The organism is Floccifex sp. (assembly GCF_051873555.1).
Lineage (GTDB): Bacteria > Bacillota_I > Bacilli_A > Erysipelotrichales > Erysipelotrichaceae > Floccifex.
In genome coordinates this window covers 1-13,340 of sequence record NZ_JBJEEY010000053.1, presented here as the reverse complement: position 1 = coordinate 13,340, position 13,340 = coordinate 1, and the positions used below count along the sequence as shown (strand labels likewise).

12 protein-coding genes and 1 pseudogene are annotated in these 13,340 nt (G+C 33.3%); 10 read left to right on the top strand and 3 right to left on the bottom strand.

Annotated features, from left to right (window positions below; translation table 11 throughout):
- Positions 1 to 28: 28 nt before the first annotated feature.
- Entirely contained in the window at positions 29 to 682 is a 654-nt protein-coding gene (locus tag ACI32A_RS03100) for a YggS family pyridoxal phosphate-dependent enzyme (protein WP_439753562.1), read from the bottom strand.
- 90 nt (positions 683 to 772) lie between these two features.
- Here ACI32A_RS03100 and tmk point away from each other — a divergent pair, with 90 nt between their 5' ends.
- From tmk to purH, 9 genes and pseudogenes are all read left to right on the top strand, one after another.
- Positions 773 to 1,405, top strand: coding sequence for a dTMP kinase (gene tmk / locus ACI32A_RS03095; protein WP_439753561.1), 633 nt, complete (start codon positions 773 to 775; stop codon positions 1,403 to 1,405).
- Positions 1,398 to 2,324, top strand: a complete 927-nt coding sequence (locus tag ACI32A_RS03090; protein ID WP_439753560.1) for a hypothetical protein — start codon at positions 1,398 to 1,400, stop codon at positions 2,322 to 2,324. Before tmk ends, ACI32A_RS03090 begins: the two co-directional genes overlap by 8 nt.
- Positions 2,321 to 3,133: a regulatory iron-sulfur-containing complex subunit RicT gene (ricT, locus tag ACI32A_RS03085; RefSeq protein ID WP_439753559.1), complete on the top strand. Its 813-nt coding sequence runs from the start codon at positions 2,321 to 2,323 to the stop codon at positions 3,131 to 3,133. Before ACI32A_RS03090 ends, ricT begins: the two co-directional genes overlap by 4 nt.
- Before the next feature lies 1 nt (position 3,134).
- Positions 3,135 to 3,986, top strand: coding sequence for a 16S rRNA (cytidine(1402)-2'-O)-methyltransferase (gene rsmI / locus ACI32A_RS03080; RefSeq protein WP_439753558.1), 852 nt, complete (start codon positions 3,135 to 3,137; stop codon positions 3,984 to 3,986).
- Positions 3,987 to 4,139: 153 nt separating this feature from the next.
- The gene (gene purE / locus ACI32A_RS03075; RefSeq protein WP_439753557.1) at positions 4,140 to 4,625 is read left to right on the top strand and encodes a 5-(carboxyamino)imidazole ribonucleotide mutase; all 486 of its coding nucleotides are present in this window, start codon (positions 4,140 to 4,142) and stop codon (positions 4,623 to 4,625) included.
- Between the two features lie 9 nt (positions 4,626 to 4,634).
- Positions 4,635 to 8,327 carry a phosphoribosylformylglycinamidine synthase gene (locus ACI32A_RS03070; protein WP_439753556.1) on the top strand — a complete coding sequence of 1,231 codons (3,693 nt, stop codon included), beginning with the start codon at positions 4,635 to 4,637 and terminating at the stop codon, positions 8,325 to 8,327.
- Positions 8,328 to 8,339: 12 nt separating this feature from the next.
- Positions 8,340 to 9,365, top strand: a complete 1,026-nt coding sequence (gene purM, locus ACI32A_RS03065; RefSeq protein ID WP_439753555.1) for a phosphoribosylformylglycinamidine cyclo-ligase — start codon at positions 8,340 to 8,342, stop codon at positions 9,363 to 9,365.
- A complete protein-coding gene (gene purN, locus ACI32A_RS03060; protein ID WP_439753554.1) occupies positions 9,359 to 9,943 on the top strand; it encodes a phosphoribosylglycinamide formyltransferase in 585 nt (194 codons plus the stop codon). The genes purM and purN overlap by 7 nt, the downstream gene beginning before the upstream one ends.
- Positions 9,940 to 10,515, top strand: a pseudogene (purH, locus tag ACI32A_RS03055) (bifunctional phosphoribosylaminoimidazolecarboxamide formyltransferase/IMP cyclohydrolase); the annotation flags it as partial. The gene purN and the pseudogene purH, both read left to right, overlap by 4 nt.
- A gap of 34 nt (positions 10,516 to 10,549) precedes the next feature.
- On the opposite strand, the gene ACI32A_RS03050 reads toward purH, so the two are convergent.
- Positions 10,550 to 11,245: a LytR/AlgR family response regulator transcription factor gene (locus tag ACI32A_RS03050; RefSeq protein ID WP_439753553.1), complete on the bottom strand. Its 696-nt coding sequence runs from the start codon at positions 11,243 to 11,245 to the stop codon at positions 10,550 to 10,552.
- Positions 11,246 to 11,444: 199 nt separating this feature from the next.
- Here ACI32A_RS03050 and ACI32A_RS03045 point away from each other — a divergent pair, with 199 nt between their 5' ends.
- Positions 11,445 to 12,665, top strand: coding sequence for a peptidoglycan bridge formation glycyltransferase FemA/FemB family protein (locus ACI32A_RS03045; RefSeq protein WP_439753552.1), 1,221 nt, complete (start codon positions 11,445 to 11,447; stop codon positions 12,663 to 12,665).
- Here ACI32A_RS03045 and ACI32A_RS03040 read toward each other — a convergent pair.
- Positions 12,662 to 13,340, bottom strand: a 679-nt coding sequence (locus tag ACI32A_RS03040) for an amidophosphoribosyltransferase (RefSeq protein ID WP_439753551.1), incomplete at its 5' end; no start/stop codon positions are given. The genes ACI32A_RS03045 and ACI32A_RS03040 overlap by 4 nt on opposite strands.

Sequence of the window (13,340 nt, the reverse complement as noted above, 5' to 3'; positions counted from 1 at the left end):
CGTACGGTTTGATAAGGGGCGGTAGATTTTAAAGTCTATCGCCTACTTTATGATAATTGCGTTTTCCAAAAATAGAACTTCCAATACGAATGGTATTGGAACCATGAGCAATGGCTAATTCATAGTCATCACTCATCCCCATGGAAAGATATTTCATTTCAGGATACATTTTCTGTGTTAAATCAAATAATTCATGCATCTGATCAAATTCATTAATAATCAGATTTTCATCATCTGTATTTGAAGCTACACACATCAATCCTGTAATTTTAATATGACTAAGTTCTTCACAATCTTTTAAGAAAAGAATGGCCTCTTCAATAGGTAAACCCGTTTTATTTTCATCTTTACTAATTTTAATTTGTACATAACACTCTTGAATGACATCATGTTTCTTTGCTTGTTTTTCAATTTCCTTTGCTAGTTTTAAAGAATCCAGGCTTTCAATAACATCGGCTTTTCCCACTATATATTTCACTTTATTGGTTTGAAGATGACCAATGATATGCCATTTATAATTGGAATCATATTTTTCTAAAAACTCCTGTACTTTATTTTCTCCAAAAGTAGTCAATCCTTCCTTTGCCACGGCATCTACTTCTTCTTTTGTATGCATTTTACTGACCGCAACAACTTGTATATTTTCTAATTTCTTTAAAGATTCAATCATTTCTTTATTCATATTTATCACCTTAGTGTATTGTAGCACAAAAAGTTTTTATTCCAGGAAAGATTTGCTCAAATTTCTGTTATAATCTTGTTGGTGATAAAAATGAAACAAGGAATTTTTTTGACATTTGAAGGAAATGACGGCAGTGGAAAAACAACTGTTTGTTTAAAAATAAAAGAAGAATTAGAAAAAAAAGGCTATCCGGTCATTTATACAAGAGAACCAGGTGGCAGTAAAATTGCGGAAGATATTCGTTCTATTTTATTGAATACAGAAAATACACAAATGGATTCTAAAACAGAAGCTCTTTTATATGCAGCTAGTCGAAGACAACACTTAGTGGAAAAAGTTATTCCCGCTTTAAAAGAAAATAAAATTGTATTATGTGATCGCTTTGTGGATTCTTCTTTAGCGTATCAAGGCTATGCCCGTGGCATTGGCTTAGATGAAGTATGGAGTATCAATCAATTTGCGATTGATTCTTATATGCCACAAAAAACATTCTTTTTATCAGTCAGTTTGGAAACTGGTCAAAAAAGAATGAATATAAGAGGCGATAAAAATCGTTTGGATTTAGAAACTATTTCATTTCATTTAAAAGTACGTGAAGGCTATGATACTTTAATTCAAAAATACAAAGATCGAATTGTTGTGATTGATGCAGAAAAAGATAAAGAAAATGTATTTCAAGATACTTTAAAAGAAGTCATGAAGGTGATTTCACAATATGAATAAAGAACAATTCAAAAAAGAACAACCCATTGTATATAGAATTCTATCCAATGCATTAAAATACAATCGCTTAGCACATGCCTATTTATTTACGGGCGAAAAAGGAAATATCAAACAAGATGTTGCGTTATTATTTGCCCAAAGCTTAGTTTGTCAACATGTAGATGAAGATGGATTTGCGTGTCAAAGTTGTGATGTTTGTAAGCGAATGGAAAAAGAAGAATCGTATGATTTTCATTTCATTCATGGAAAAGAAAATCGAATCAAGAAAAATGATATTGTTCAACTCCAGGAATTTTTTTCTTCAACTTCACAAGAAATATCCAATCGTCGTATTTATATCTTAGATGGCTTTGATTTAGCTACAAAAGATGCAGCTAATAGTTTATTAAAATTCTTAGAAGAACCTGGAAAAGAAATTTATGCGATATTAATTGCGGATGAAAAATCAAATTTACTTCCAACAATTCAATCTCGATGTCAAAATATTGTATTTCGTCCCGTATCAAAAAATGAAATTGAACAATGTTTTAGGCAACATGTCGACCAAGATTGTGCTAAAATGTTGGCATTGAATGGCTATTCTGAAAAACAAGTACTGGATTTTATTGAAAAAGAAGAATTTTACTTAATGAAAGACTATGCCATTGAATATATTTCAAAATGGGATTCTTTTGAAGAAATTTGTCACATGCAGATGGATTGTTTTGTGCCAAAGTCAAAGAAAATGGATAAACAATGGATTCGTTTATGGATTCAATGGATGTTATATCTCATCAAAAAAGAAAAACTCGAATTATCAAAATATACCCAGATACAACGCATTCTTATTGAAGCCATGGATGCTTTAAGAGCACCGGTGGATGTCGCGTTGTTGATGGATCAAATGTATTATCGAATCAGGAAGGTTGTGAGTGAATGAGTCAGGAATATAAATATATTATTTATGTACAATTTGAAGAATCAAAAAAAGCCTATACATTTGGAGCCAGTACACCCTATAAAATTGGAGACTACGTTGTTGTAGAAACAGTACGTGGAAAAGAATTGGGAAAAGTATGTGCGCCTTATATTGATTTTGACGAAACAAAAGTCAAAGGAGAATGCAAACCTGTTGTTCGTTTAGCGACAAAATATGATTTAATTCAGAAAAAAGAAAATGAAGAAAAAGCAAAAAAAGCAATGGAAATTTGTCAAAAATGTGTAGAAAATCTACAATTGGATATGCACTTGATCAATAGTGAATATACATTAGATTGTACAAAAGTTATTTTCACATATGTATCCGATGACCGTGTGGATTTCCGTCAATTATTAAAGGATTTAGCATCTCAGCTTCATTGTCGAATTGAATTACGACAAGTAGGGCCTCGAAATAAAGCCAAAATGGTAGGGGGACTTGGAAATTGTGGAATGGAAACGTGTTGTTCTCGTTTCTTATGTGATTTTGATTCGATTTCCATTAATATGGCAAAAAATCAGTTATTGGCTTTAAATATCCAGAAATTAAGTGGACAATGTGGAAAATTAATGTGTTGTTTACGATATGAAAATGATTTATATACAGAACTAAGAAAAGATCTTCCAAAAATCAATTCCTTTGTGACATTTGAAGGCAATAAATATCGTATCACAAGTATGAATGTATTACAGAAAACCGCAAAACTCGAAAATAAAGAAGATGTAAAGTTTGTAACGTTTAAGGAATTGTGGCCAGATAAGGATTTCTAATATGAAACGCCAGAAAAGTTTTGAAACACAACAAGCTTGTTTGTATCTTGTTCCTACACCCATTGGCAATTTATCGGAAATGACAAAAAGGTGTTTAGAAACATTAGAAATGGTGGATATCATTGCGTGTGAAGATACACGAAATACCAATAAATTATTGATGGCCTACAACATTAAAAAACCACTTCTGTCGCATCATGAACACAATCAAAAAGAAAGCATACCAAAAATTATTTCTTTTCTTCAAGAAGGAAAAAACGTAGCCATAGTTTCGGATGCAGGATATCCTTTACTTTCGGATCCCGGACAAAATTTAGTCAAAGAAGTTATTGCTCAGGATATTCCTGTTATATCGATGTCAGGGGCTAATGCAGCGATGAATGCATTAGTTGCCAGTGGCTTAAGTACACAACATTATTTGTTTTTTGGATTTTTAGATAGTAAAAGTTCGAAACGAAAGAAAGAACTCGAAGAATTGAAAGAATTTCCATATACTTTGATTTTTTATGAAGCACCACATCGCATTGAAAATTGTTTAGAAGACATATTAGAAGTATTTGGCAATCGAAATATATGTCTAGCGCGTGAATTAACAAAACTTCATGAAGAATATATTCGAGGATGTATTCAGGAAGTATTGTCTATTTGTTCGTCTTTAAAAGGTGAAATGGTCTTAGTGATTGAAGGTTATACAAAAGAAGAAAGTATAGACTTTAATGTGGCTTTTCAAAAAGTTGATGCTTATATAGAATCGGGCTTAAAAACAAAACAGGCAATTCAATGTGTTGCCAAAGAAATGCATATAAAGAAAAATGAATTATATGACTTATATCATAAAAAAGTTGTGAAATAAGTACTTTTTCGATACAATAGTCATGAAATAATGGAGGAGGTCTTGCTTATGAAAACAGTAAGTAGATTTACCGAAAATTTATTTTTTAAGAATGCTCTTTTTAGCGTGTCTAACGAGATACGCTTTTTTTAATGAAACGAAAGGAAGAAAGAAATGGAAACACGTGTTTTAATCGTAATGGGATCTCGTTCAGATTTACCAGGATTACAAGGATGTATGGATCAATTAGATGAATTTGGAATTGGATACGAAGTACGTATTTTAAGCGCACATCGTACACCCGATGCTGTCATTGCCTTAAGTTCAGGGGCAAAAGAAAGAGGAATTGAAGTTATTATTGCCGCTGCTGGAGGAGCCGCTCATTTAGCCGGTGTTATTGCCAGTTCAACACCTTTACCTGTGATTGGAATTCCTGTTCAAACATCGGCTTTAGGTGGAATGGATTCTTTATTGTCTACTGTACAAATGCCTTCAGGCGTACCTGTTGCCACAGTCGCAATTGGAAAAGCCGGACCTAAAAATGCAGCTATTTTAGCTTGTCAAATGATTGGTTTAAAAGACAAAAGTGTACAAGACAAAATTATTGCGTTTAAAAAAGCACAAGCAGAAAAAGTATTACAGGATTCGTATGTAGAATAGGAGAACAAAATGGATACACGTATTTTTGTGAGTAAAAAAGATCAATTTCGTGTGGAAAGTGATTCTTTATGCAATGAATTAAAAACATCTTTGGATTTAGATTCTAGTTTATCTTTAACTCAATACAACATCTATGATATTTTCAATGCCGATGAAAACGACATCCAATTATTAAAAGAAAACGTTTGTTCGGAAGTTGTTACAGATACAGTTTTTGATGAAGTGGACCTATCCAATAAAGCATATTTAGCTTATGAATATTTACCAGGACAATACGATCAAAGAGCCGATAGTGCCATGCAATGTTTAATGCTTTTAAACAACAAAAAAACAGTTCGCATTCATTCCGGGACTTTATTGGTATTTGATGGACAAATTTCAGATGAACAATTAGATAAAGTTACACATTATCTTGTCAATCCAGTGGAAGCACGTGTCAAAGATTTAAGTATATTAGAAGATGATCAGGACGTTGATTTTGAAGATGTACCTGTTATTGAAGGCTTTACACAAAAATCAAAAGAAGAATTAAGTGATCTTCGTATTTCTTTGGGATTGGCTATGTCACAAGAAGACATTGAACACGTACAAAATTATTTTAAAAACGAAGAAAAAAGAGATTGTACAATGACAGAAATGCGTGTATTAGATACGTATTGGTCCGATCATTGTCGTCATACAACATTTGAAACAGTATTGGATTCTGTAAATTTTAAATTGGATACACTACAAGAACAAATCCAGGCATCGTATGAACGATATTTAGAATTACGTCAAAAAGTTCATGGAAACCGTAAGGAACAAACACTTATGGATATGGCAACTATTGCCGGTAAATTCTTGCGTAAATCTGGAAAAGTCAACAACATTGAAATTAGTGACGAAATCAATGCTTGTTCCATTGAAATTAAAGTCGATGTCAATGGAGTAGATGAAGACTGGTTGTTGATGTTTAAAAACGAAACCCATAACCATCCAACCGAAATTGAACCATTTGGTGGAGCTAGTACATGTATTGGAGGCGCTATTCGAGATCCTCTATCTGGTCGTGCCTACGTATACCAGGCCATGCGAATTACAGGAGCTGGAGATATCACAAAACCAATTTCACAAACAATGGAACATAAACTTCCTCAATCAAAAATTTCAAAGAAAGCGGCGCATGGATATTCTTCTTATGGAAACCAGATTGGATTGGCTACTACTTTTGTAGAAGAAATCTTTGATGAAGGCTATGTCGCAAAACGTATGGAAGTGGGAGCTGTTGTTGGTGCTGCCCCAAAAAGTCATGTAAAACGAGAAAAACCATTGCCAGGCGATATCATTGTTATGTTTGGAGGCGCTACGGGTCGTGATGGAATTGGTGGAGCCACTGGTTCTTCCAAAGAACACAACGAAACATCTTTGGAAAAATGTTCTTCGGAAGTCCAAAAAGGAAATGCATTGGTAGAAAGAAAACTACAACGTTTATTTAGAAATCCGGCTTGTACACGTCTGGTGAAAAAAGCCAATGACTTTGGAGCTGGTGGGGTATCTGTTGCGGTTGGAGAATTAGCCGATGGTCTGGATATTAATTTAGATGCTGTTCCAGTGAAGTATTTAGGATTGGATGGAACTGAATTAGCTATTTCAGAATCACAAGAACGAATGGCCTGTGTGATTGAAGCCAAAGACTTTGATGAATTCAAAGCCATTGCGTTTACGGAAAACTTAGACGTCATTAAAGTAGCGGATGTAACAGATACAAATCGATTGGTGATGAAATTCAAAGGAAAAACCATCGTCGATATGTCTAGAGATTTCTTAAACACAAATGGTGTTCGTCAACACCAGGTAGTTGATGTAACACCAAGTGAATATAATGAAAAACCATTTGAAACGAAACAAACCACTTTATTAGAAGTTCTACAAGAAGACAATGTAGCTTGTCAAATTGGTTTAGCCGAAATGTTTGATGCTTCGATTGGAAAGAGTACAGTTTTAATGCCTTTTGGTGGTTTCTATCAATTAACACCAGAAGAAGGATCGGTACAAAAATTACCAGTTCATGGATTCACAAACACTTGTTCATTAATGACATATGGATACGATCCAAAAATTTCGAAGTATTCACCTTATTTGGGAGCCGCTTATTCCGTTGTGGAAGCTTTAACACGTATTACGGCATTGGGAGCCGATTATAAAACATGTCGCTTATCCAATCAGGAATATTTTGAACGCGTTGGAAACGATCCAGTGAAATGGGGACGTCCATTTGAGGCTTTATTGGGATTGATTGATGCCCAACTGGCTTTTGAAACACCAAGTATCGGTGGAAAAGATAGTATGTCTGGAACTTATAAAGACATTCATGTACCACCTACAGTTATTACCTTTGCGGTTACCCATGACAAAAGTCAAAACATTGTTTCGGCTTCCTTTAAGAAACCTGGAAACTATGTTTATTTAGTTAAACACAATCGATTGGAAAACAATTGTCCAAACTATGAACAATTAAAAGAAAATTTTGAAGTTGTACATGACTATATGTCACAAGGAAAGATTGTCGCAGCCAGCAGTGTAAAATTCGGTGGCATTGGATATGCAGTTGCCAAGATGGCATTTGGAAATAAATTCGGTGTTGCGATTATGAGTGATGAAGACATGTATGGAACAAATATTGGTTCTTTGGTTGTTGAAACAACTGAAGTGATTCATGATTCGCATTTCACAATGTTAGGAATTATCAATGATACAAAAGAAATTGTGATCAATGATGAAAAAGTATCCATTGATCAGGCAATTGAAACTTGGACAAAACGATACAATGATATTTATCCAATGACAGTAGATGCCCATAAAGAAGTGGTTTATACACCAATGACAAATGTAGAACTTCCACAATCCAAAGTACAAATCGATAAACCACTGGTTGTGATTCCTGTCTTCCCTGGACAAAACTGTGAATATGATACAACTGAAAAATTTGAACGTGCAGGGGCTGAAGTTCATCAGGTGGTTTTCAATAACTTAACAGTTGAAAATATCAAGAAAAGTATTGATACACTCGCAAAAGAAATTGAAAAAGCACAGATTTTAATGATTGTTGGTGGATTTAGTTCTGGAGATGAACCAGATGGTTCTGGTAAATTCATTGCCAATGTATTACGAAACGAAAAAATCTGGGCAGCGATTCAAGTGATGCGAAACAACGATGGATTGATTTTAGGAATTTGTAACGGATTCCAGGCACTGATTAAATCGGGTCTTCTTCCTTATGGAGATATTGAAAAATTAGATGAAAACAATCCAACTTTATTTAGAAATAATATTAATCGACACGTATCGCATATGGCACGTACAAGAGTCACTTCCAATAAATCGCCTTGGATGCAGGGAATCGATACAGGAAGTATTCACTCTATTGCGATGAGTCATGGAGAAGGAAAATTCGTTGCCAGTGAAGATGTATTGAAGAAATTACAGGAAAATGGTCAAATTGCGACACAATATGTTAATGAATTAGGTATTCCAACAATGGATGGTTTAGATAATATCAATGGATCGAGCTTAGCCATTGAAGGAATTTTCAGTGAAGATGGTAAGATTTTTGGTAAGATGGGACATTCTGAACGATATGAAAGTGGATTATTCCAGAATATTGCCGGAAACAAAGATCAGAATATTTTTGAAAATGGTGTAAGATATTTTACACATAAATAGATAGGAGTCACTATGGATTATAAAAAAGCGGGTGTAGACATTGAAGCGGGATATAAATCCGTTGAATTAATGAAAAAACACGTAAAACAAACAATGCGTCCAGAAGTATTAGGCGGATTAGGTGGTTTTGCCGGTGCTTTTGATTTAAGTGGAATCAAAAATATGGAAGAACCAGTTTTATTATCGGGTACAGATGGATGTGGAACAAAAGTGAAATTAGCCTTTGTCATGGACAAACACGATACGATTGGAATTGATGCCGTGGCCATGTGTGTTAACGATATTGCATGTAGTGGAGGAGAACCATTGTTCTTCCTTGACTATATCGCATGCGGAAAAAACTACCCAGAAAAAATCGCAACTATTGTTTCAGGCGTTGCCCAAGGATGTATTCAAAGTGAATGTGCCTTAGTTGGTGGAGAAACAGCCGAACACCCTGGACTAATGCCAGTGGATGAATATGACTTAGCTGGATTTGCGGTAGGTGTTGTCGATAAAAAAGATATCATCGATGGTTCTACTATTAAAAGTGGCGATGTATTAGTGGGAATTGCTTCGAGTGGTGTACACTCCAATGGATTTAGTTTGGTTCGTTCTGTGTTTGATATGAGCAAAGAATCATTAGATACATATTATGAAGAATTGGGAAAAACATTGGGAGAAGCCTTAATTGAGCCAACTCGTATTTATGTTAAAGCCTTAAAAAACGTTAAAAATGCAGGTATAAAAATCAAAGGATGTTCACATATCACAGGTGGTGGATTCTATGAAAATGTTCCTAGAATGTTACCAGACACAGCCAAAGCCATCATTCAAAAAGACAGTTATCCAGTTCCACCTATTTTTGATTTAATTCAAAAAAATGGAAACATTGAAGAAAAAATGATGTATAACACATTTAATATGGGATTGGGAATGGTCATTGCCTTAGACGAAAAAGACGTAGAAACGGCTATGAAAGCAATCCAGGAAGCAGGCGATTCTTGTTTTGTGGTTGGTCATATTGAAGACGGCGAAAAAGGAGTCGAATTATGTTAAGATTGGCTGTTCTTATCTCTGGATCAGGAACAGATCTTCAATCCATTATTGATCATCGAAATCAAATCAATGGAGATATCGCTCTAGTTATATCTAATCGAAAAAATGCATATGGACTTCAAAGAGCACAAGATGCGGGTATTAAGAATCTGGTTATCAAAGATCAAAATGAATTATTAAAGACATTAAAAGAAGAAAACATTGATTTTATTGTATTAGCAGGTTATTTAGCTATTTTAGGCAAAGAATTAATTGATACCTATCAAAATAAAATCATCAATATTCACCCATCTTTGATTCCATCTTTTTGTGGACCCGGTATGTATGGATTACATGTACATGAAGCTGTATTAGCCAGGGGCGTAAAAGTCAGTGGAGCAACGGTTCATTTTGTGTCAGAAGAAGTCGATGGAGGGCCTATTATCTGGCAAGAAGCCGTTTCTATTGCAGATTTAGATACACCAGAAGACATTCAAAAACGCGTATTAGAAGTAGAACATCGTATTTTGCCAAAAGTGGTGGAATGGATTTGTGATGATAAAGTAAAAATTGAGAAAGGAAGAGTGAAAATACTATGAAAAGAGCATTGGTCAGTGTTTCCGATAAAACTGGATTAGTGGAATTTGTTTCGGGATTAGTCGAACAAGGATATGAAATTATTTCCACAGGTGGAACAAAAAAAGCATTGGAACAAGCTGGATTATCTATTATTGGAATCAGTGAAATCACTGGTTTTCCTGAAATTATGGATGGACGTGTAAAAACGCTGCATCCAAAAGTACATGGTGCTTTATTATGTGTAAGAAGCAATCCCGATCATGTCCGTCAAATCAAAGAATTAGGTATCGATTATATTGATTTAGTATGTGTAAACTTATATCCATTTAAACAAACAGTGGAAAAACCAGGAGTAACACACGAAGAAGTTATTGAAAATATCGATATCGGTGGACCAAGTATGTTACGAAGTGCAGCTAAAAACTATGCATCAATTCCAGTTATCTGTGATCCAAATGATTATGGAAAAGTATTAGAAGAAATCAAAACAAATGGAGAAACCACACTGGAAACCAGAGAGAAATTAGCCGCAAAAGTATATCGTCATACTTGTACGTATGATAACTATATTGCGACATATTTAGAAAATCGAATTAAGTAAAACAAGGCTCAATTGGGCCTTGTTTTTATAAAGCAATACATTCTTTCCACTTACTTTCAAATTCTTTTCGATAATGTTTGGAAACAGGTAATTTCATTCCCGTTTCTAAAATAACATCATGATTTAGAATTTCTTTTACATATTTTAGATTAATCAAAATCGATTTATAAGACTGTGAAAACGATAAATTCACAACCATGTCTATCCATTCATACATTTTATAACGTGTTTTCAAAATCTTTCCATTGTTTAAATGAAGATACGTATACCGGTCAATGTATTCAATATATACAATATTACGAAAGGGAATACGTACATTGGATACTTTTGGATCATAAAATGTTGGATCTTCTTTATAATAAGAAAGAAGTAAATCTTTCATTTCAATTTTAAATAAAGACTCCTGAATCGGTTTCACAAAAAAACGGTCTGCCTTTGTTTTATATCCATCTTCCAGATATTTTTTAAAAGCAGATGTTAAAATAATATGTAATTCTGGATATTTTTCTTTGATTTGAATCCCCAGTTCAATTCCATTATCATTTCCTAATTCAATATCAAGAAATAAAAAATCATATTTCAATATATTTGAAAACAAATCCTTTCGATTTGAACAAACATCAATACAATAATCAAATTTCATTTCTTGTAAAACAGATTCCAATAAAGTTTTTAAACGAAAAACATCCAATGGATTGTCTTCGCAAATCAAAAAATTCATAATCTCACCCCGGAAATTTATTTTATCATAAAATATAGGATGTGTTGTTTTAGACAATACATATTGAGTCTTGAATCTACATAAGAGGACAAAAAACAACATAAGAGGAAACATGTTATGTCATTTTTTTTCTTCTTATGTATGCTTTATTGAATCTGTTTTTATTGGTTTCATAATTATAACTAGAGGGAATTTGATTATGATTTTTTTAGATAAAACAGAATATGAAAAAATAATGGAGACATACGATCAAAGAAATTTTCTTCAAAGTTCATTTGAAGGCGAAAAAATGAAATACGATGGATGGGATGTTTATTATTTGGTATTAGAAAACAAAAAAGCCATTTGTATGTGCTGTATCAAACCATTAATGAAAGTCTTTGGCTATGCGTATATACCTAGAGGATTTAATTATAAAGATTTACAATCTTTAGATGCATTGATACAAGAATGTATTTCATTTTGTCGAAAAAAGAAAGTCATTTATATGGAAATGGATCCATATGAAATATATAAAATACGAGATGAAAATGGAGAATGTTTAAAAACAATCGATTCAATGATTTCTTTTTATGAATCCAAAGGATTTTTTCATCTAAAAATGAAAAAAGGCTATAATCCTTATAAACAATGTCGATGGATGTCGGTATTAGATATACGAAATCATACAAAAGAAGAATTGTTTCAATCTTTTAGTGCAAAAACAAGACAAAATATAAAAAATACAGAAAAAACAGGCATTCAAATTCGTGAACTCCAATTCAATGAATTACATATTCTAAAAGAAATGGTCGATAAATCTGCTTTGAAACAAGACTTCAGTTCGTTTCCTTTATCTTATTATGAAGAACAATATACTTTTTTTAAAGACCATGCCAAAGCATATTATGCCTATTTAGACATGGAAGCTTATATTCAAAAATTAGAAAAAGAAAAGGAAAAAGAAACAAACATTATGAATCAGGCAATATCAAACTTAGAATTAAAACCGTTTTCAAAAAATTCAATACAACGCTTAAATATTGCCCAATCCCATCTACAAGCTCTTGAAAAAAGATTGACACAAGCTCTAATGATTGAACAAGAAAAGGGAAAGGAACTCCCTTTAGCAGCGGGTATGTTTGTTTTTTATGGAAAAGAGGTAATATATCTGGCAAGTGGCTCTAATGAAAGCTATAAATCATTTAAAGCGTCTTATGCTCTACAATGGAAAATGATTCAACAAACAATGCAGGAAGACTATGATTTTTATAATTTCTATGGCATCAGTGGCTATTTTCAACCAGATGAACAAGGATATGGGGTCTTTGATTTCAAAAGAGGATTTAAACCCAATGTGATTGAACTCATTGGAAACTTTATTTATCCAGTACACAAAACGTTATATAAAATATATAGTCGGTTCAAACAAACCGACTAAAATTTTATCTTATTTTCGAATTTTGATTTACTTTGATGATTCGCAATTCGTGTTGGATATTTTAAATCAAAACAAGCTGTACATAGTTCTTGTCCATTTGGAACAATATGCTTCAATTGATCCACTGTTAAATAAGCCAATGAATCAACTTCAATGATATCTGCGATTTCCTGGATTGTATGCTGATTCGCAATAAGTTTTTCTGGATCATCGATATCGGTTCCATAGTAACAAGCCCCAATAAAAGGAGGAGAAGAAATACGCATATGAATTTCTTTGGCACCTGCTTTTCGAAGTGCACGAATGATTTTTCGACAAGTAGAGCCACGTACAATGGAATCATCCACTAAAATAATTCGTTTTCCTTCAATAACGGATTGAATTGGATTTAATTTAATATTTAGTTCTTTGTCACGTTGTGTATTGGTTGGAGAAATAAAAGTACGTCCAATGTATTTATTTTTCACAAAACCATTGGCATAAGGAAGATGACTGGCATAGGCATATCCTAAAGCAGCATCTAAACCAGAATCTGGTACACCAATGACTAAATCCGCTTCGACCGTATCATTTTTAGCTAAGAATTCACCACATTTTTGTCGAGCTAAATGAACACTGTATCCATCAATCATGGAATCAGAACGTGCAAAATAAATATATTCAAAAGCACATAAT